The sequence below is a fragment of the Chryseobacterium indologenes genome (assembly GCF_001295265.1).
GTDB lineage: Bacteria > Bacteroidota > Bacteroidia > Flavobacteriales > Weeksellaceae > Chryseobacterium > Chryseobacterium indologenes_A.
In genome coordinates this window covers 505,908-527,518 of record NZ_LJOD01000001.1, presented here as the reverse complement: position 1 = coordinate 527,518, position 21,611 = coordinate 505,908, and the positions used below count along the sequence as shown (strand labels likewise).

The window sequence follows — 21,611 nt, the reverse complement described above, 5'->3', positions numbered from 1 at the left end:
CGGATGGTAGAATTTAGCCATCAGTAAATTTTTCCTCAAGTCTGCAAAAAAGATTAACATCAGGTTGATGAACTTCTTATATTTTGATACAATCCGGAATAAGCCATTCTGCATCATGTTCTGTTAAAATAATGATAAAATCAGCATATTTAGAAAAATTAACCTGATTTTCTCGCCATGTTTTCTTACATTTATTCTATGAATTTTGAGAAAGTAGGACTTGTTTTGTCAGGAGGCGGTACCAAAGGAATTGCCCATGCCGGAGTGTTGAAATTCTTAAGCGAAAAAAACATTGAGGTGGACGTCCTGTCATGCTGTAGCGCAGGTTCCATTGTGGGATGTCTTCATGCTGTAGGAAAAACTCCCGGAGAAATTCTTGAATTCTTCAATTCAGTTTACTTTTTCAACTGGAAACACTTTGCTTTTAATCAGCCCGGGTTGGTTTCGTCCGTTATTTTCAGGAACTATCTTAAACCCATATTTCATGATATGAAGTTGGGGGATCTGGATATCAAAGTAAAGATTGTAGCCACAGAACTTGTTTCCGGAACCCAGAAGATCTTTGATGAAGATTTCGAAGTTGTAGACGCTATCATTGCATCCTGTTCCATTCCGGGCATCACAACACCTTATATCATTAATGATGAAATGTACTGTGACGGTGGGGTACTGAATAACTTTCCCGCTGATATTATCCGTGATGAATGTGACAAGCTGATTGGTGTTTTTGTATCTCCACCCAATGACATCGATATCAAAGACCTGAAGTCTATCAAAGCTATTGTTTCCCGTTCCTATGACCTTCTTTCCTACAGGATTGAAAAAATAAAATTTGATTACTGCGACTGGTTCATTTCCTCACAGGAACTGTCTACCTACGGAACGTTTGAAAGGAAAAAAGACCGTCTGGACCAGATTTTCAATATTGGTTACAAGGCTGCAGAAGAAAGCTTTGATACCAGCCGATTCCACACAGGACTTCAAAAATCCGGAACTTAATATACTTCAATTCGGGATAAGGCTTGAAGTCCGGAGCTGGAAGAAGGAAGTTATAAAGGCATCAATACGATAATTGTTGATCTATTTTCTTTTTATCACAGACTCTAAAATTGTATAATGACAGCCAATGTCTGTAACCAGAAGTAACTTTTATCCCACGATATTTCCCCTCCCATAAAGACACTACAGATCAATGTGAAAATAATAAAGATCCAAGTAATAAACGCTGGAATTTTCCAAAAAAGTTCCGCGTTGAATACTTTTTATAAAACAGAGCCTAAAATATGATCAGTATAACCGTATTGGCAGCGGCAAGGATGACTGTTAAAGCCGGGATTATTAATGATTTGTTCATTACAGGTATAAAAAAATCCCGCATAGAAGCAGGATTTCTTTATTTATTTTTTCACTACGGTTCCATATTCATTAACGATCTCCTGGTCATTATCATCAGTAACCGTTAAGGTATAAGGAGGTTTTTTTGCAGAATCCGTAAGGTAATTTCTCCATACCTGATAGGTATAGCCATTATTGTTAAAAACGATGGAATAATTGCCTCCGCTGCCATCAGGAACCAGCTCACCATCGCTGATGATCATATGTGGTTTGGTGGTAATGCTGGAATTGGCTCCCCACGATTGGTACAGATACTTGCCATTAGGCTGCTTATCAATTCTGATCTTAAACTTTTTAGTCTTAATGATCACCGTTTTTGGAACCTGCTGAAAAAAGCTGTGAGAAGCTGTATGATTAAATGGTAATGGTTCGCCGGTAATATTTTTAGCGTTCATAAAGGAAAACTGAGCAATGCAGAAAATTCCTAGTACAATTGTTTTATTCATTTTGTATTGGTTATTGTTGAGGTTAATTGCCCATCAAAAATAAAGCCATTTTTTATATCAAAATTGTTTCCCTGATCCAGCTGTCCAGTTCGTGAGGATGCTGAATGAGTTTAGAGAACCACCCATGGCTCCTGTATCTTTCCACATACTGACGGGAAAAGGTCATAAGGCTTTTGTTGTCATTGAAAAGACTTACATTAATATTAATTCTCAACGCTTCAAGACGTCTGTCCAGCCATTCTTTATCTTCCGGAGATCCGGACTGATGATGCCTGATCAGAATATTGATAATCCCCGGATCGATTCTTTCAGATGATCGGAGAATTCTGTCCAGCTCAGCAGTCAGCATTTCATCATCCGTAAATTTAATTTCAGTGATATTCTCGTCGTCATTCTGGAACAGATGCTCAAACTCATCATCGTTAAGAAGGGGACGTGCGGCATATAATACATCCCGGGCCGTTTCATAACCGTTGTTTTGTTTATAGATGACAATGGCCGGAATATCCATTTTCAGCCGGATATAAGCTTCTATTTTATGATGGCCGTCCAGAATAAAGGAAGAGCTTATTCCGGAGTCCATAGTGTAAGATTTACTGAATGCCAATGCTTTGGGACGTGCCCCTTTCCGGATAAGATCTATATAATAACAGACTCTTGTTTCATCAATACTGCTGCCTGCCAGGGTAAAAATATGGTCAAAATCCTTAAAAGGATAGAACCAGCCTGAAAAAAAATCACCATTAGAGGGTAACTCATCAGCAGGCAAAGATCTGTAGGTATGGAAATCCGTATTGTCAACCGGCATATTTTCAGGATATACCTGATAAGTTCCGTTTTCAAAAAGCTGAAGAAATTCCTGAATGCCGGCCATGATTTCCTCTTCTGTTCCGTTGATGAGAGCCTGATTAAGCTGATCGGTCATATGAATCTGTTCTTCTTTTGAAAGCTCAGATACAGCATAATATTCGCCCACACTGCCTCGGCAGTCAGGCCAGTTAACAGCAACAGTCCGCCGGATGCTCAGACAGTGGGCAAAACCATCAGATATAAGCCTGATGATTCCCTGTCCGTTGGTAACAGAAAACTCCATCATAGCTTATGAAACAGCGGTATAGCTTGCGAAAGCTTCCTCCAGGCTGTTGAATCTGCCTTTAAACTCATCAATAGGGCAGTCCTGAAGAATGGTGCCTTTATGAATCAGGATAACCCGCGAGCACAATGCTTCTACTTCCTGCATGATGTGGGTAGACAGAAGAACGGTTTTCTGCTGTCCTATTTCTTTCACAACATTCCGGATCTCAATGATCTGGTTAGGGTCAAGGCCATTGGTAGGTTCATCCAGGATGAGCAGGTCCGGCTGATGGATGATAGCCTGGGCAAGTCCTACTCTTTGCTTATATCCTTTAGACAGCTGCCCGATCTTTTTTGATTTTTCAGGAGTAATGCCTACCAGTTCGATGACTTCGTCTACTCTGGATGCCGGAATTTTATGAATATTGGCTACAAACTGAAGATATTCTTTGATGTACATTTCCAGGTACAGCGGGTTGTTTTCGGGAAGAAAACCTATTTTTCTTTTGCAGTCAATTTCATTTTCAGCAATATTCATCCCGTTAAAGATAATTTCACCCTGATCAATTTTCAATGCCCCGACAATGGATTTCATCAGGGTAGATTTTCCCGCACCATTGGGGCCGAGAAGCCCGATGATTTCATTTTTATCAATAGAAATGTTGATCTGGTTAAGTGCAGTCTGTTCGCCAAATTTTTTGGTTAAATTGATTATCTGAAGCGGCATAATAGGTATTGTCTTTCTGCAAAAATAAAAATAAAAAAACTCATTCGGATGAATGAGTTCAGTAATATTGAAAAAATACGTTTATTTTTTTGATTTTTTGCTTTTATTGCTGCTGTTCGAAGCGGGGGCAGCTGTAGATGCCTGACTGGGCTTTGTGGTATTGACCTGATGAGCCGGAGCAGCAGGTTTGTCATACATTGCATATTTCCCGTTGGTTCTTCCGAAAACCTTTTCCATCTGTTTCTTCGTTAAAAACTGAGATTTTCCGACATATTTACGGTTTTTGTTGATGTACTGGATAAACTGCATGGTTGGCTGGCCGTAATTTTTCTCATAATGAAGCTCAATGATATCATTAGGAAGTTCCAGCACAACATTTTCTTCCGGAACTGATACAAAACCAGCCATAATAAGATTATACAGATCAGAGACATCATTGTTCAGATTCTGAAAGGAAAAAGATCTGATGGTGTTCAGGTTGCTGGTATTCAGATCCTGATAGTTGATGGTGAATTTATCTTCTTTTTTATATAAACCTACGGAATTATCTTTGCCAATTTCCACCAAGCTTTCATTTTTCAGCACTTTGATCTGTGAGAAAACTGAAATGCCGAATATACATGTAATGAGTAGAAGTATTTTTCTCATGTGGATGAATTTTAATGTTTTATAAATTGGTGTACTAAAATTACTAATAAAAATGCTGATGGGCAACTTTATTCCTTAAGGCAAAAATAATACTTTTTTTTAATATCCATAGGAGCCAGCCTATAGATGTTATGCATGTCGTCAGGTATTCATGAAATTGAAAATCAGATTCTTATGAATAAAATATCGAATTTTGACACATATCCCATTTTGTGTTTAATAAAATGCTATTATATGTAAGTGATTCATATACAGTAAGTAATGTTTGTGTATGTATCTAGAATAAAATCTATAAAAAATTAATATATTATCTGAATTACGGGAGTATATCCTTTTTAAGATCAGTAAAAATGCCAATACTAACAGCATTGGCATTTTCATTACAGAAACATTAAACTTAATTATAATCCTCTGTTCTATATACAATGGTAAAAAAAAATTACGGTGTATTTTAGAGATTAAAATTTCTCATCGTTGGTTTTTTTGTCCGAATTATATTCAATTAATGTAGCAAAAGCTTTTTTTAATCTTTCAACCAGGCTATTATCATTTTTAAAGTCGAATGGTTCAGAATAGTCATTATAATTCGGACCTCCAATTGATAATTCATTCTTAGATTTATTATAATGTTCATACCCTTTGTCGCAGGCTGTATACGTTAATCCTGATCCTTTTACATAAAAATCTGAGGAATATTCAGGGGATGAACCTGTAACTCTGTTTAAATATATGGTAATATTACATCCGTATACACCTAAGAGATTTCTGTATACAAATTCTCCATTTGAATAAGAGACAAACTGTCTGGGAGCAACTAATCTTTCTTTCATTTTCCCTGCTATCCAGTCCATTGTCTCCTGTTTGGTCGGTTTGGCGGCTTTGTTTTCAGTGGTTGGTTTGGTTGTTTTTGCGGATGCTTTTTTTTGAGCATTTGCACTCATGCATGCAACTGTTGCTAACAATATAACTGTTAATTTGAATTGTTTGTTCATGGTTTTTTGCTTTAAACTAAGGCTTACTACTGTTTGAGGGTGTCAGTTCAGCTTATTTCCCTGTGTAAATTATTGTATAAAATCCCCCTGTAGCTTTGTAAAACGGGGTATTTTTTGCTTTTGAAATTTTCGCTAATATATAAAAATACCTTTAAGTTTTGTCGTAATCCCTCAATAATGCTATGCTTTATAATAAACGTTTATTAAATAGCAGGGAAACGAAAGAATCAAATTCATTTTTATAGCTTCTTCCCACAGGAACTGTATAAGAATCCAGCACGATTTCATTATTGCTAAAAGCCGTTATATAATGGGAGTTAATCATAAATGATCTGTGAATTCTACCGGACAGGGCTGTTTCCAGATCTGTCATTTTGTTTTTGGAGATGAAATTTTCATTTTTGTCAGGACTGTTTTTACATCATTTCCCTGGCCTTCAAAATAAATGATTTTCTGTACTGAAACTTTCCTGTTCATTCCCTCTGTTTTGAAAATAATAAAATCTTCTTCATAATCTTTTTGATCCCTTAAAATACGGTCTACAGATTTGAAAAAACGTTCAAAAGCAATAGGCTTTAGAAGATAGTCCATCACCTCTAATTCAAAACCTTCCAGCGCAAAATCACGATAGGCAGTGGTGAAAATTGTTTTAGGCCGATGGGAAAGAGACCTTAAAAAATTAATTTCAGTTCGGAATAAGAATACTGATTAATGTTGGTTTGAAGCAGTGAGATGGAAGTTATTAAAAATAACGGGTTATTTGCTTTTTACCCTTTTTTAAGATCTGAGAAGCTTCTGGATCTCTTTCTGATAGTTTTTATTGTGCTTTCTTATTTTTAAAATTATAATTAACAGCAGGCTGAGAACAATTAATCCGATGACCAAAGAAACCGTAATAAGATAATTATAACGGGAGACTATTTCACTGTTCTTTTTTTCTGTTTCTATGGTATGGGCATCAAGGGCACGATTAATAGAACTTAGTTCGCTTTGTTCCCTTTTAAAACGGGTTTCAATATACTTTCTGCTGTAGATCTGATATTGGTTCTGTTCTCCCATAGCCAGATAATTATCCGCCATTTCTTTGTAAATCCCTTCGTTAAGGGTAAGGTCTCCGGATTCTTCTCCCAATTTCCGGGCTTTGAGCAGCAGATCCAGTGCAGTCTGGTTCTGATGTTTTTGTTTATGCATTTCGGCCATACCTTTTAAGGCAAAAGCTTCAAGGCTTTTCGCTTTGATCAGTCCCGCAAAAATCATGGATCTTGTAAATGCAGATTCTGCTTTCTCAGGCTGGTTAAGGTTAAGATAACAGTACCCGATGTTATAGTATATGATGCTCTGGTTAAAATAGGTGGTCTTCTTTTCTTTTACCTTTTCAAAATTTCTGACAGAAATTAAGAACTCCTGAAGTGCAATTTCAGGATTGGACTGGCTTTTATAAATCATTCCCCGTAAAGCATAGCTTCTGGCGGTTTCAAAATATTTATAAGAAAGACCTTCAGGAAGTTTGGCCAGGTATTCATCTGCTTCATCCAGCGTTTCAAGGCTTTTGCTGTACAGCTCCATCTGCTGGAACTGAACGGCCGCCGAAATGAAGAAACTGGTCTGTACTTTAAGGTCATCCGTTTTACGTACCAATTCTCTGGCCTTCAGGATATACCGGAGCGATTCATCAAAATTTCTTTTGGCAATTTCTGCTGTGGATAACAGCAGATAGATCTTAATGGATTTATTAATATCCTTCTCTTTCTGAAGCAGTTTTTTTGCAATGCTGATTGCATTATCCGGATTATTGTAAATCTCCTGATTGGCTTTTTTTATCAGGGAATCTTCGGAAGTCTTCTGCCCGGACAGCGGGATCCGGCAGAGTAATACCATCAGCAGGAGGATTCGGGTAGTTAATTTCATGATCTTTTATTTTTAATGATTTCCTGGATATAGGTATTCGGTGACATTCCTGTGATGGATTTAAAAACATTCGTAAAGGCGCCATGTGATGAAAACCCAGCATGGTCTGCAAGATAGCTTACCTTGTAATTGAGATAAGCAGGATCAGTCTTTAACAAATGCGCAATGTGATTAACTCTCAGCTCATTAATGTAGCCATTGAAGTTTTTGCCTTTATGGTTATTAATAACTTCCGAAAGGTATTTTGTATTAATCCCGGTCTGGGCAGAAAGAACCGAAATTGACATATTTTTGTTCAGATAATTATCGGTTTCCTCCCATTCTTTCAGCTTTTGAAGAATTTCGTCCTCCTTTTCTCTCGAGATCTTTGGAGAATCTTTTTCCTGGCTCTTGTTAATTTTAAGGGTATCATTTTTAGAGTCTTCTGTCTGTTTCTGTACGGCATTTTCCCGTTCTTTCAGCTTTTCGAAAAATCCTAATTGTTTTTTCAGGTCCTTATTTCTTCCGGATTCATATAAGAAATATGCAATGGCGGCCAGAATAAGGAACAGGATAACAGCGGCAATAATCCTGAACTGGGTTAATTTATTCTGCCTCAGAAATTCAACGTCCTTATGATGATAAGTTTCAACCAGTTTTACAATATACTGTATGCCTTCTTTTTTGCTGGAATCGATCTTGGTTTTCAGTTCCGTATAAAGATTATTGTAATAACGGTATTTTTCATCGTTATTGAGGGCAAGATAATTTTTGGCAAACAACTCGTAAAAAATAACTTTCATATCATGATAGGGAAGTCCGTTAATTTTTGAGAACCCTTCATCCAGATATTTCAAAGCAGTACTATAATCTTCCTTCAGGAAAAAATAGCGGGAGATGCTTTCATAGGCAAATGCAGCAAGAAAAGGATCGTTCCCGTGGCTTTCAATATCCTGTATGACGTGATCCAGTAATTTTTTCGATTCTTCGGGCCTGTTCTGCTTCATCAGGAAGGTAGCACGGAAGATGATATTTTCCTGTCTTATGATCCTGTTTTCTTCATTTTTGCCGTCAAGGTACCGGTCGCTTTCATCAAGGTACTGAAGAGCGGTGCCGTACTTACGGGTTATTCCTGAATTGATGGCCTGCAGCTGAAATAGTTTGGCAATGGTCATTCTTTCCTTCAGGTGGGTGCTTTTTAAAAGCTCACGGTCGGCAAGGATCCGGGTAATTATTTTATTAGACTGGCCATACAGCCCTAAATTCTGATACTGATCCGCCAGATTGTAATCCCCGAACAGCTGGATAAAGTGGGAGAGGGGTTCATTCTGACCTTCGTCCTCTTTTTGATTGGAAATATTGACCGCCTGAACATAATTTCCCTGAAGGGCATATGCCTGTGAAATAATTTTTCTTAGAATTATTTTATGTTCAGGGTTTTTATCACTGATCAGAAGGCTTTGTGAATAGCTGATGCAGTCCTCCGGATTTTGATACAGCTTCTGAAAAGCCTTATCTGTAGAAATGCTGAAATCAGGAGTGGTTTGCCCGCTCATAAAAATTGGAAATAACGATATAAAAAATAATATCCAGATATTACTTTTCAGTATGCTTTGATGCAGAACTTTTCCGATCTGCCTGTTTTCCTTTGATATTCCTGGCATCTGCCTTTTTTAATGAGGTTTTTTTAATTTGTTGACTTTCACGTTTTTATGTTTTTAATTCTTGTAAAATGAATGAATTATGCAAGCCAATCTTTTTATCAGGGACAAATATAACGCTAATATTGTTTAAACCTTTAGGCTGATTGAAAATATTAGACTTATCTGGAAATTTTAATGAAATTATCATACTTATACGGGGTTATGGTTGTATAAAAATAGTGAGATTTCTATAATGATTTGATAAATGTATAAACTCTTAGGTTGAAATTCTTCTTCCTTTTATGATAGCAGAATCCGGGAGGAGTGACAGGGTATAATCCTATTGATAATTACAAATTTTTCAACAGAATAAAACATTCTTAACTCTAAACAATAAAAAATGAGAAAGCATTACCTATTATGGATGATTTTACTGATTCCGTTTTTATCGCTGAAGGCACAGACGTACTGTACTCCGGTCACCGGAGGGACAAACTCTTCGTATTATCTGAAAAATGCTGTTTTTTCAGATCAGGGAGCGTTTTACTATGATGCAGCAGCCTATCAGGCGTATGTAGACAATTCTGCAAGCCAAACTGTAACGTCCTATCCCGGAGGAACAGTGAAAGTGCATCTTGAATTCGCAGGCAGCGGAACAAAATCCCTGGTGTGGGTAGACTGGAACGGCAATGGAGATTTTAATGATTTCTATGAAAACCCACTCGGTACATCGCCGTATTCCGTTGTGGATGATCAATTCTTTATTCCGCCGTCACAGGCTCCCGGGATTTACAGAATAAGGGTGCAGACAGGGACATCACTGGGGACTTCGCCAAATCCCTGCGGACCTAATACAAATGCCAACGGTAATTTTGTAGACTTCAGTTTAAAGATTGAAGCCGCTCCAGCCTGCTTTGTTCCTTCTGCCCTTACTTCCAGTAATATTGCTACCAATACAGCTTCTATTTCCTGGACCGCTCCTTCTACAGTCCCGGGAAACGGCTATGAATATTATTATACTTCTTCTTCAGCTGTTCCGGACATTTCTACACCGGCATCCGGAATAAGCACAACCACTTCTGCTCCTATCAGTGGATTAGATGCGTTTACCACCTATTACTTCTATGTAAGATCAGTTTGCAGTTCATCCGACAAAAGCGCCTGGTCATTAAGAGGTACATTTAAAACTAAGTGTAATCCTATGACCTATATGTTTGAAGATTTTGAAAATGCTACAACGGGAACCACTTACAATGTAGACTGTTGGGATAAAATTGTATTGGCTAACGGATATCAGTCTATTGCTTCCGGAAGTGGAGTGAACAGCTCAAAGGCATTATATCAGAGTGCTAATGGTGCTGCAAATATGGTGATTGCTATTCTTCCGGCGTTCAGCAATGTAAATTCAGGAACCCATTGGCTTCGATTTAAAGCCAGGTATTCCGGCTCTGCACAAGGTCCTTTGGATGTGGGTTATGTAACCAGCGATACCAATGAATCCTCGTTTGTAAATATTCAGACTGTAAATATCATAAGCGGTGTATTTGACGGTTACGAATATTCTGTAGTTGTTCCCAATACTGTTCCCGCTAATGCAAGACTGGCTATAAGACACGGAGGTACGCCATCCAACAGTTATTATCTGGATAATGTTTACTGGGAACCTAAACCTACTTGTCTGACGCCATCCAATGTGGTTTTATCCGCAGTTACCAGTGCATCTGTGAACATTGGCTGGACTGCTCCGACACCTGCTCCTGCCTCAGGATATGATATTTATTACAGCACAAGCAGCACACCGCCTACTTCTTCTACACCGCCTAATGTAACCGGAGTAACGGAAAATCCTTATACAATACAGGGGCTTAATTCTGCAACCACGTATTATTTCTGGGTAAGATCAAGATGCAGTGCCGCAGATCAGAGCGGGTGGACAAACATTGTTTCAGCATTAACGCTTTGCGCACCAAAGACATCACTGTTCGAAAATTTTGATTCTTATAATACCGGTCTTCTAACGAACGCTCCATGCTGGGGAAGATTGGTTACGGGAATAGGAAGTACAAATATTAACGGAACAGGTGCTTATTCAGGAACAAGGCATATTATGCAGAGGCCTCTTACAGGATCAGCGATGGCTATTTTACCGGAACTGAGCAACATCAATGCAGGAACCCATTCATTGAAATTCAGAGCATACTGTAGTACTAATGCAGGGGTAATGCACATCGGATATGTAACTGATCCAACGAATATTGCTTCATTCGTATTGATTCAGGATGTAAATATTACCAATACATCTTATACAGGCGCAAGTGAATACAGCATTGCTGTTCCTAATACAGTTCCGGCTAATGCAAGGCTGGCTATATTTACAGACGGTGCTAATCTTACCTACTATTATGATGATGTATCCTGGGCTCCTACTACTTCTTTAGGAGTAAATGAAATCGCTGCAAAACATGATATTGTTATTTATCCTAATCCGTTTACCGATATGATTACTATTTCCGGGGAGCTGCCATTGCTGTCGGTGTCGGTATACGATGCATCGGGTAAAGTAGTGAAGGAAATCAAATCTTCTGAAAGAACAATTTCATTGCAAGAACTTAATTCAGGAATGTACATGATTAAACTGGTCATGAAAAACGGTGCTTCCAAAACCATAAAAGCCGTAAAAAAATAAATATGTTGTCTCTGCCATGATAAGCAACGAACTCATCCCAATGCTTACATGGCAGATTTTTTATCCTGATCATCAAGATATGATATGTATTCTGAAGCCATCAGGAAAGATGATGAAAAGCTATCCCTCTTTTCTATTCTATTATAAAACAAAAGTATTTCAATGATTCCTAAAAAAATATCCCACCATACAAAGCAATGGCTTACCTTTTCAAAGAGGCTTTTGCTTGGCTTTTTACTGCTTCTCTTTGCCAGCAACGATCTTTTTTCGCAAAGAGATACGGAGCACTGGTTCGCACCTATGATGATGAGGCCTAACAGCAGTAATAATGAACAGGCCCTGTTTTTGTCTACAGATTCTGCTGTTCCTTTTCCTGTTACCATTTACAATAACAATACCGTTATAGGTACGGTAACTATCAGTAAAGGGAATCCGCAGTCTTTCAATATTCCTGTGAGTATGATGATTGCTGATTCTCAGGATAAAGTATTTACAGCCATCACCAAAGGACTGTATGTAAAAGGAGATAAGCCTTTTTTCTGCACCTTCAGGTTTTCAACCAAAAATCATGGCGAGATACTGACTTCAAAAGGAAAAGCGGGAATCGGAACTAAATTTTATGTTGCATATGGCCCTATTGCTGTTTCTTCTTCGAGTAATAATTTTACCTGTGGAATCCTGGCTACCGAAGACAATACCAGAGTAACTGTATCCAACTATAAAGCATCCGTTAAATTTTCTAACGGAACAAACGGAATGACTAATCCTGTAATGACTTTTACTCTGAACAAAGGCCAGTCCTATATTATTGAAGGGATTGGAAACGAAGCAGGAAATCAAACGGGCTTTATGGGAGCGAAAATTGAAGCTGATAAACCTGTAACTGTTACCAATGGTAATTTTAATGGGCAGGTCGTCAATTCAAATAATGGAGGGGATATTCTGATGGATCAGTCTATTCCTGTAGAGCGTTTGGGTAATGAATTTGTTCTTGTAAAAGGGATGGCTCCGATAGCGGCCAACGTGGAAGGAGCTATCGTAGTGGCTACAGAAAATAATACACAGGTCTACCTGAATGATGAAACCAATCCTGTTGCCATTTTGGAAGAAGGTCAATTCTACAGGATAGAATCAACGGCTTACATCAGCCAGAATTTCAGCGGTCATTACAATATGAGAATCCGCAGTACTAAAAATGTATATGTTTATCAATTAATGGCTGGTGCCCAGTCCTCATGGGTTGAAATTACGATTGGGGCGAATTATATTCCTCCGCTCAACTGTTTCCTTCCCAAAAAGATCGATGAAATAGGAATGATAGATATCCTGCCTTATTACACGACAATCACCCCCAATGTAAAGCTGAATATTATTACTGAAGCAGGTGCTTCTGTATCTTTAAACGGAGTCACCTTATCAGGTGCACAGGGGCCGTATCCGGTTACGGGAAACCCTAATTGGCAGACCTATTCCGTCAATAACGTCACAGGGAATATTACCGTACAGTCTAACAAAGCCGTCACTGCGGGAATTGCGGCAGGGGAAGGGAATGTTGGATATGGTGGTTATTTTGCAGGATTTTCCTCTATTCCTGTTATTGCGAAAAAGAATGGAAATTGTATTCCGGGAATGATTCTGGAGGTGGATGACAGCTATGTTTCTTATCAGTGGAATTTCAATGGAAACCCCATTCCGGGAGCTACAGCGAATACCTACTCGCCAACTAGAGCAGGCAACTATACGGTAACAGTATCGGCAGGAGGAAGCTGTCCTTCTGTAACCACTCCGGTATTTGAAGTAACCATTCCTCTTATGCCTCCTGCTTTACTTACGGATAAGGTAATCTGTGCGAATGAAACAACAACACTGGATGCGGGCCCCGGCTATCAGTCTTATGAATGGAGTACAGGAGCCACTACACCCTCCATCTCTAATGCAGGAATCGGGAATTACTGGGTTATTCTTGGAAATAGCGGCTGTTTCAGCAAATTTGAGGTGACTGTAAAATCTGCCCCGAAACCGGTAATCAAGAATATTGATATTGAGCAAAAAAGAGCGGTAATCACGGTTACCGGTGGAAAACCTCCTTATATGTATTCTATGGATAATTTTAACTGGCAGAATTCCAACGTGTTTACCAATATTCCGAACGGACAGCATAAGTTTTATGTAAAAGATGCCTACAACTGTGATCCTGTAGCAGTAGAAATGACCGCCATTAATATCATCAATGCCATTACCCCGAATGGAGACAACATCAATGATGTAGTTTCTTACTCAGAACTCGGCTATAAAAAAGATTTGTCTTTTTCAGTATATGACCGATACGGAAATCATGTTTTTAAAGGAACAGCTTTCAACAACTATACATGGGACGGAAAATTCAGTAATAAGAAAATGCTTTCCGGAACCTATTGGTACGAAATCTCATGGAAAGAACCGAATCTGCAAAATGCAGAGATCAGATATACCGGCTGGATTCTGTTGAAAAACAGGGATTAAATTCTGAAAAATATAATTAGTAATAATCGCAATACCATCAGCGGAAAACCTGCCAAAGAGCTGCTGAGGTTTGCTGAATTTAAAAATCTCCTTATAATTTATGAAAAGGATCTTATTTATTTTTATGCTGTTGTTGTCTCTTTCTATTCAAGCACAAAGAGATACGGATCATTGGTTTGCTCCCATGGCAGGAAGCCTGAGTAATGGGAATCCCAAACAAGCGCTGTATTTATCCACCGATAGTACAACGCCCTTTCCTGTGACCATTTATAACAATAATGCAGTAATTGGAACTGTGACCATCAGTAAAGGAAATCCTCAGACCTTTGATGTGCCTGTAAATCTTATGCTGGGGCAGAATGCTACTGATGCCATGAGTGTAAAAACCAGAGGTCTGTATCTTCATGGTGATCTTCCGTTTTTTGCAACCTATAGATTTTCAGAGATAAATCATGGGGAAATTTTAACTTCCAAAGGAAAAGCAGGAATCGGAACGCTGTTTTATGCGGTTTATGCCCCGCTGATGAACAATACCAACTCTTTGAATTTTACCTGCGGTATTCTGGCTACTGAAGACAATACACAGGTGAAAGTCTCCGGGTATAATATGACCACCTGGTTTGTTAATAATTTCAACGGTCTTACCCATCCTTCTATTACGATTACCCTGAATAAAGGGCAGTCCTATATATTTTCCGGAAATGCTAACAGACCCGGAAATAAGGACGGATTTATAGGTGCTAAAATAGAAGCCACAAAGCCTGTTTCGGTAACTAATGGAAATTTTCGTGGCCAGTTCGGGCTTGTCCCGCCTTATAACGGAGAAGATATCATCATGGATCAGTCCGTTCCTGTTGAACGTTTAGGAAATGAATTTGTCCTGATTAAAGGAATGGGAAATCTTCTTCCCGAAATTGAAGGAGCTATTATTGTAGCGACCGAAAATGATACTAAAATCTGGCTGAATAATAACCCTACGCCTGTTGCCACATTAAATGCAGGTGGCTATTATCGTGTCAGAGCTTCCGGATATGTAGTGAATGGACCTTCTCATCTTAATATGTATATTAAAGCAAGTAAAAATGTCTATACCTATCAGCTTTTGTCAGGAACGGCAGATAATGATGCCACAGAAGGCTTTAATTATATTCCCCCGTTAAACTGTTTGCTCCCCAAAACCATAGATGAAATAGGCCGGATAGATGAATTGCCTTATGGAACTACTTTTAATCCACCGCTATTTGTAAAATTGAATATCCTTACACAGGCCGGTGCTGTTGTTACAGTAAATAACGTCAATCCGGCTGCTGCATATGGACCTTTCCCCGTAACGGGAACCACAGACTGGGTTTCATACACAGTTCCCAATATTGCAGGAAACATTACTGTAAATTCCACAAAGGCAGTCACTGCAGGAATTGCAGGAGGAAGCGGAAATCTGGGGTACGGAGGCTATTTTGCAGGATTCAGCTCCATTCCGGTTATCAGTAAGGTTTCCGGAGAATGTGCTCCGGGAATTGTTTTACAGGTTGAAAGTGGCTTTGCTCATTATCAGTGGAATCTTAACGGTAACCCTATTCCGGGAGCCAATTCCAATACTTTTTCCCCTACGCAGGGCGGTAGCTATACAGTATCTATCACTAAAGAAAACTGTGTATACACTACCTATCCTTATAAAGTGTATTCCTGTCTGGTTAATACGGTGAAACCTTTAAATGCATGTGGTGCCGGAATGGCTACGCAAATTACTCCTGCATTCACCAGTTCAACGCAGATTCCGGTTCCGGGCAGTGTGCAGATTATAACCCCTCCGGCAAACGGTACCTTAACCATAAATCCGGCCACAGGCATATTAACGTATACAGCCAACACAGGAACAACAGGGGATACCTTTACCTATAAATTCTGCGGGAATGATCCGGAATTTACAGACTGCGAACAGGTAAAAGTAAATGTTACGGTGCAGCCTTTAGTTCTTACCGATGCTGTGGTAAGTGCGTGTAATATGGGCGGATCAGGGATATTTGACCTGACATCTGCCAACGTGGGAGGCCCTGCTACGGCTATAAAAAAATATTATCCTACACTGGCGGACCTGAATGCTGGAACCGCAGAGATTATTCCTGCCAATGCCTATGCTGCCACACTGCCCGCAACGGTTTATGTGAAAGTGACTACAGCAGAAGGGTGTACAGCGAATGCGAAGATCACGCTTCAGTATTACCGTGGTCCGGATGTAATTGATGCAGTACTTTCCGGATGTTCTGTTCCCAACCGGCCGGGGCATGGTACTTTTAACCTGACAACAGCAATTGTTACCACAACCAATCCTGTCACCAAAAAATATTATCCCACGCTTAATGACGCGATTAACGGAACCAGCGAGATTACAATGCCCAACCCGTATATTTCTCCGGATACAACGGTGTATGTAAAGATCACTACTGTAAACGGGTGTTCTGATTATGCTAAAATAGCCCTGAAAGTTATTCCTCCAAAACCATCCTCGCTTTTAGTAGATCAGTATATCTGTCCTCAGGCTGTTACCAAACTGGATGCAGGACCAGGTTATACTTCCTATCTGTGGAGTACAGGAGCTACTACGCAGGCTATTCAGAATGTACCGGTAGGAAGTTACTGGGTCATCCTGACGGCTGATGGCTGCCAGACAAGACAGGAGGTAAGAGTAATTGCGTTACCGGGCCCGAAGATCAAAAAGCTTGATGTTAAAAATAATACAGTATCCATTACTGTAGAAGGTGGAGAACCTCCTTATCAGTATTCCAGGGGCGGAATTCAATGGCAGGATTCCAATGTATTTACGGGGCTTCCGCGGGGGCGTAATACGTTTTATGTAAAAGATTCATTCAACTGCGACCCGGTACAGATACAGATCACAGTACCTAATCTTGTGAATGCAATTACTCCGAACAGTGACGGAATTAATGATGATCTGGATTACAGTGAACTTTCTTACCTGAAAGATTTGAAATTCAGTGTTTTCAACAGATACGGACAGCTTTTGTTCTCTTCAGAAAAAAACAACAGCCTGAAATGGAACGGGACTATTGGAGGAACACCGGTGAGCAGTGGAACCTACTGGTACGAAATAACCTGGACCGAACCGGATACCAGGACCCCTGTAGCGTATTCGGGATGGATCCTTGTAAAAAATAGGAATTAGGAATTTTTTATTAAAGGGGATTTATTATTATATTAATTATGAAGTAGATAAATGCAGATGAATACTTTTGTTCGGGCAGTACAGATCTTGATTTGTGCTGCCCGTTTTATGCTTCATGATAACTTATCAATAATGTAATAACTGGCTTATGCACGTAATCATAAACCGGTTCAGGAAACTATCTGTATCTTTATAAATACAGCTTTGATAGTATATGAAAAGCCGCCTTAAAGCAAGGCAGTTCTATCGTTATTTTCTCTTAAAGCTATGAAGGAACCCTAAGCTGCTCCACAAAATAAGAGGGCGTGAAACCTGTTTCATTCTTAAAGGCCGTTACAAAAACCTTTGGAGTCGCATAGCCGCATTCTTCAGCAAGATAATTGATCTTATATTCCCTGTAGATAGGATCTTCATATAGCTTTTTAGTGATGTATCCAATTCTGAGTCCGTTAATGTAGGCAGTGAAATTTTTGTCTCTGTAGGTTTTTATAATCTCCGAAATATACTTGGTATTGGTATTAAGATTATTAGCCATCCAGGTAAGGCTTAGGTCCTTTCGGAGATACTTTTCAGACTGTTCAAATTTTTCAAGTCTGGCAAGCAGTACTTTTACCGTTTCATCTGTAATGCTGACAGAGGACTTAACTTCTGTATTTACTTTGGTTTCTGCACGAATATCCGTTCGTTCACTGTTTATTTTGGCAATCAGATCCTCATATTTTTTGTGAACCGTTTTATTTTTTCTCTTCCAGTAAAGCCATATGGACAAGGCTAAAAGAATAATGAATCCCCCTGCAATTAAAAGCAGAATTCTTATGCTGGATGTATGCTCTTTATCTTTTTTTGTTTCTGCTGCAGTCACAAGTCTGTCAAGCTGTTTACCGACTTCTTTTTTGGCGGCAGTATTGAGACTGTCATTGAGCCTGGCATATAGAAGTGTATATCTGGCTTGTTCCGATGAATTTTTTAATCCTTCATTAGAGTCTGCAAGAAGCTGAAAGGCGTAAAGTCTGTAACTCGGGTTTTTCTTATATTTTTCCCGTCTTAAAACTTCATTGGCGAGTTCAATAGACCTTTTATAATCATGTTTTTCTAAATAAAATCTACCTGTCCCGCATAGTATGGGCATATCTAATTTCTCAAAAATATCAGGCTGCGTCGTTTTATAGTTATACGCTTTTAAATAATAGGGTTCTGCCAGATCCAGGCGCTGAGGTTTTACAACTCCCAGGTAGAAATTACCAATATTAAGGTTATTAAGAGCAATGCTTTCATATTTGTCAGATTTTAGTTTTGGATATTTATCGCTTATCTGATGAAGCTCCTCAAGTTCTTTTTTTAAATAGTAAATCAGTGAGTCAGGCTTGTTATAATCATAAAAAATTGAAAATCTATTGTAAATAGTAGATGTTAAGTAATGCCTTTCGTTCGTTTCTTCTATTTTTTTTACATGTTTTAAAGCATCCTTAATATTCCGAAATTCCTCTTTCTGTAGACCCATTGCTTTATTTACAAAAGATTTATAGAAATATAGCATTGTAAGTGTCCGGTTATCGTTTAAATCCAGTTCCTCAGTATCTTTAATCTGCTCCAGCATCTTTTTGTAATCAGAAAGATGAAAATAAACATACAATAATTTAATTTTTCCTTTTCCAATTCCCTCTTTATAATTGATTTTTTTTGAGAGCTCAATAATGTTCTCAATCTTTCCGATCTGGTCTTTGGTTGGATTATTAACGTTATTATAAAGCTTATTGATTTCCTGTTTTGTAGGCAGTGTGTTCTGGGCAGAAATGAGAATAGGAAATAAAAAAAGAATAAAAATCAAATAATAGAGTTTTATCATGTCATTATTGTTTTCTGCAAATTTAAGAAAGAATTCATTCCAAAATTTCAAATACCAACATGGGCGCAATGGATTGAGTTATAAAAATGTACGATGATTATATATTTAATTGATTATCATAAGATGTTTTTTGTAAAATAACTTTTATTAACATGACAGTTTCTGAATTCTTCCATAACTAATGTTGTGAAGTATCCTGTATAGATTTAATATTGCCGGACAACCGCAGGCAAAAATGGTTCAAACAGATTCTGAAAATACGATGATGTACACATTCTTCTCTCTGGATAAAGGGAGAAGATTTTCTTTCTCCGAAAAAATAATGAACGGCGAAAATGCTGTTATATAATTAAAAAAATCCAATAGTATGAAAACACACGATGTAAATGGAAAAGTAGTAGTAATTGCCGGAGGGGGCAAAAATCTTGGCGGTTTGCTGAGCCGTAATCTTGCCGCAAAAGGAGCAAAACTGGTAATTCATTACAACAGCGAAAGCACAAGATCCGATGCCGAAAAAACACTGGCTGATGTAAAGGCTTTGGGAGCAGAAGCTATCCTGGTGCAGGGAGATCTTACGAAAGTAGGGAAGATCACTGAGTTGTTTGATGCCGGTATTGAAAAGTTCGGAGGAATTGATATTGCCATTAATACTGTGGGCAAAGTTCTGAAAAAGCCTTTTGCTGATACTACCGAAGCAGAATACGACAGCATGAGTGAAATCAATTCAAAAGTTGCCTACTTCTTCATTCAGGAGGCTGGTAAAAAACTGAATAATGATGGAAAAATCTGTACCATCGTTACCTCTCTGCTGGCAGCTTATACGGGATTATATTCTACATATGCCGGAATGAAAGCTCCTGTGGAACATTTTACCAGAGCTGCCTCTAAGGAATTGGGCGAAAGAGGTATTTCAGTAACAGCAGTTGCTCCGGGACCTATGGATACTCCTTTCTTCTATGGTCAGGAAAGTGATGATGCTGTAGCTTATCACAAATCTGCATCTGCGCTTGGAGGTTTAACGGACATTAAAGATATTGCACCTTTAGTGGAATTCCTGGTTACCGATGGCTGGTGGATTACCGGGCAGACCATTTTTGCCAACGGAGGATACACTACAAGGTAGATCATGATCATTCATACAGTATAAATAATTTTTTTATTTACTGTATTTCCTGCATCATAATTCTATGATACGGACTGAACATAGAATGCCGGAAACAGTACAGATGATTGGAGTACAGCTTTTCAGAGGTACTCCGATTTTATTGTTATAACAGTCCGGAAACCTTATGGATGAATGCTCAGGCTCACTCTTTTCCATTAATTCGTACAGGGATTGATCTGGTGTACCTGCATATAGCTGTGTCTAAGCGTATAGGTCTGATCAGAACCTTCCACTTTCAGGAACCGTACAGAAACCTGAATGGCCTTAGTGGGTGTTATAAAAGCCAGCCGGGTGAGCCGGGTATATTATCCGCCAGTTATATGAGAATCCTGTTTTTAGAGAATAGTAAGATCAGTTATCTGGCCGAAAAATCAGGATTTTCTACAAGAGAAGTGTTTACAGTAACGTTCAAAAAAGAGACCGGAATTTCTCCCTCTCATTTCATAAAAGAACTTAAAAATCCTAAGAATACCTGATCTGCGGGTAGAAGAACACATTTTTTTCTCTCCAATAAACAGGAAAGTTGTAAAACGCATCAAGACATCAATAACAGATGTTATCTTTTTAAGCTGGTTGGATTTAGGATGCTTCCGTAACTTGATTTCCAGCTGTCAGCTTCCCGTTTTTTCTAATGATTCTTTAGAACAGGGTATTTCTGATGTAAAAGTATTTTTTATTGCAAGTTGTTGATTATCAGTATTGCTTATTTGTATAACGTAAGAAACAGACGCGAAATTTTCTGAATTCTTCCTGCATTATCCTTGTGCACGTTTCTGTGGAATGATAATATTGCATGAAATGTTAAAGGATTTATCAGTATAAAATTTTGCTGAATTTTTTAACAGGTAATCTCAGTCATTTTTAAAAACTAATTAAAAACATAATGAAAAAAACACTATTGATTTTAACCATTCTGGCAGCTTGTACTACAGAAGCACAGGTAGCAATAGGTAAAGAAAACGTTACCAATACCTCCGTATCCCTCGAATTTTCCGATACTGAAAACAGGGGAATGATTCTCCCTTATGTTGAAAATAAAACTGCAGTTTCAGCTGAAGGAAGCATAATTTATGATACCACAGATCACAAAGTGAAGTATTTAAAAAACGGCGGACAATGGGTAAATCTCAGCGAAGATGACGGTACGGCAGCAACCATCGGAACTGCAGACCTGAGCATACAGGGAGTAGATAAGGTAGAGAAAGCCACTGCTAAAACAGGAATCGGGACTGTTTCCTCTACCGAGGGAATTTTTGTCCTGGAAGCATCGGACAAAGCTATGATTCTTCCTAAAGTGGCCAGCCCTCATCTTAATATTATTAATCCTGCTCCCGGAATGATGGTATATGATACCTCTAAAAAACATCTTGCCGTATATAACGGAAAGGTTTGGACATTCTGGAAACCCTAAATCTG

The 21,611-nt window shown here is 38.6% G+C and carries 17 protein-coding genes; 7 read left to right on the top strand and 10 right to left on the bottom strand.

The genetic code is table 11. The features are described from left to right. Positions 1 to 198: 198 nt before the first annotated feature. Positions 199 to 999, top strand: coding sequence for a patatin-like phospholipase family protein (locus tag AOB46_RS02405; protein WP_062696794.1), 801 nt, complete (start codon positions 199 to 201; stop codon positions 997 to 999). A 398-nt stretch (positions 1,000 to 1,397) separates the two neighbouring features. Here the strand turns inward: AOB46_RS02405 and AOB46_RS02400 are convergent, their stop codons facing one another. The 9 genes from AOB46_RS02400 to AOB46_RS02360 form a co-directional block, all read right to left on the bottom strand. After that, positions 1,398 to 1,841, bottom strand: coding sequence for a hypothetical protein (locus tag AOB46_RS02400; protein WP_062696433.1), 444 nt, complete (start codon positions 1,839 to 1,841; stop codon positions 1,398 to 1,400). Positions 1,842 to 1,893: 52 nt separating this feature from the next. Continuing rightward, the gene (locus AOB46_RS02395; RefSeq protein WP_131724304.1) at positions 1,894 to 2,937 is read right to left on the bottom strand and encodes a hypothetical protein; all 1,044 of its coding nucleotides are present in this window, start codon (positions 2,935 to 2,937) and stop codon (positions 1,894 to 1,896) included. 3 nt (positions 2,938 to 2,940) lie between these two features. Continuing rightward, positions 2,941 to 3,642 carry an ABC transporter ATP-binding protein gene (locus tag AOB46_RS02390; protein WP_062696431.1) on the bottom strand — a complete coding sequence of 234 codons (702 nt, stop codon included), beginning with the start codon at positions 3,640 to 3,642 and terminating at the stop codon, positions 2,941 to 2,943. Positions 3,643 to 3,723: 81 nt separating this feature from the next. Next, positions 3,724 to 4,290, bottom strand: coding sequence for a hypothetical protein (locus AOB46_RS02385; protein WP_062696430.1), 567 nt, complete (start codon positions 4,288 to 4,290; stop codon positions 3,724 to 3,726). Positions 4,291 to 4,748: 458 nt separating this feature from the next. After that, positions 4,749 to 5,282, bottom strand: coding sequence for a hypothetical protein (locus tag AOB46_RS02380; RefSeq protein ID WP_131724303.1), 534 nt, complete (start codon positions 5,280 to 5,282; stop codon positions 4,749 to 4,751). A 187-nt stretch (positions 5,283 to 5,469) separates the two neighbouring features. After that, on the bottom strand, positions 5,470 to 5,655 hold the full coding sequence (locus AOB46_RS24075) for a LytTR family transcriptional regulator DNA-binding domain-containing protein (protein ID WP_062696428.1): 186 nt from the start codon (positions 5,653 to 5,655) through the stop codon (positions 5,470 to 5,472). Further along, positions 5,652 to 5,873 (bottom strand): hypothetical protein, encoded by a 222-nt coding sequence (locus tag AOB46_RS02370; protein ID WP_062696427.1) that lies wholly within the window; start codon positions 5,871 to 5,873, stop codon positions 5,652 to 5,654. The genes AOB46_RS24075 and AOB46_RS02370 overlap by 4 nt, the downstream gene beginning before the upstream one ends. Positions 5,874 to 6,059: 186 nt before the next feature. After that, positions 6,060 to 7,190, bottom strand: a complete 1,131-nt coding sequence (locus AOB46_RS02365; protein WP_062696426.1) for a tetratricopeptide repeat protein — start codon at positions 7,188 to 7,190, stop codon at positions 6,060 to 6,062. Further along, positions 7,187 to 8,833, bottom strand: a complete 1,647-nt coding sequence (locus AOB46_RS02360; protein ID WP_062696425.1) for a helix-turn-helix domain-containing protein — start codon at positions 8,831 to 8,833, stop codon at positions 7,187 to 7,189. Before AOB46_RS02360 ends, AOB46_RS02365 begins: the two co-directional genes overlap by 4 nt. A 379-nt stretch (positions 8,834 to 9,212) precedes the next feature. On the opposite strand from AOB46_RS02360, the gene AOB46_RS02355 reads away from it, so the two are divergent. The 3 genes from AOB46_RS02355 (at position 9,213) to AOB46_RS02345 (ending at position 17,184) form a co-directional block, all read left to right on the top strand. After that, entirely contained in the window at positions 9,213 to 11,498 is a 2,286-nt protein-coding gene (locus AOB46_RS02355; protein WP_062696424.1) for a fibronectin type III domain-containing protein, read from the top strand. Positions 11,499 to 11,660: 162 nt separating this feature from the next. Further along, positions 11,661 to 14,000: a T9SS type B sorting domain-containing protein gene (locus tag AOB46_RS02350; RefSeq protein ID WP_062696423.1), complete on the top strand. Its 2,340-nt coding sequence runs from the start codon at positions 11,661 to 11,663 to the stop codon at positions 13,998 to 14,000. A 100-nt stretch (positions 14,001 to 14,100) separates the two neighbouring features. Then, positions 14,101 to 17,184, top strand: a complete 3,084-nt coding sequence (locus tag AOB46_RS02345) for a T9SS type B sorting domain-containing protein (protein WP_062696422.1) — start codon at positions 14,101 to 14,103, stop codon at positions 17,182 to 17,184. 265 nt (positions 17,185 to 17,449) lie between these two features. Here the strand turns inward: AOB46_RS02345 and AOB46_RS02340 are convergent, their stop codons facing one another. Beyond that, positions 17,450 to 19,030 (bottom strand): helix-turn-helix domain-containing protein, encoded by a 1,581-nt coding sequence (locus tag AOB46_RS02340; RefSeq protein WP_131724302.1) that lies wholly within the window; start codon positions 19,028 to 19,030, stop codon positions 17,450 to 17,452. 367 nt (positions 19,031 to 19,397) lie between these two features. On the opposite strand from AOB46_RS02340, the gene AOB46_RS02335 reads away from it, so the two are divergent. The 3 genes from AOB46_RS02335 to AOB46_RS02325 all read left to right on the top strand — a co-directional run bounded on the left by AOB46_RS02335 (position 19,398) and on the right by AOB46_RS02325 (position 21,606). Next, complete coding sequence (locus tag AOB46_RS02335) at positions 19,398 to 20,153, top strand: SDR family oxidoreductase (protein WP_062696420.1); 756 nt, start codon at positions 19,398 to 19,400, stop codon at positions 20,151 to 20,153. A gap of 170 nt (positions 20,154 to 20,323) precedes the next feature. Further along, positions 20,324 to 20,671, top strand: a complete 348-nt coding sequence (locus AOB46_RS02330; RefSeq protein ID WP_062696419.1) for an AraC family transcriptional regulator — start codon at positions 20,324 to 20,326, stop codon at positions 20,669 to 20,671. 407 nt (positions 20,672 to 21,078) lie between these two features. Further along, positions 21,079 to 21,606: a hypothetical protein gene (locus AOB46_RS02325; RefSeq protein ID WP_062696418.1), complete on the top strand. Its 528-nt coding sequence runs from the start codon at positions 21,079 to 21,081 to the stop codon at positions 21,604 to 21,606. The last annotated feature ends 5 nt before the right edge of the window (positions 21,607 to 21,611 follow it).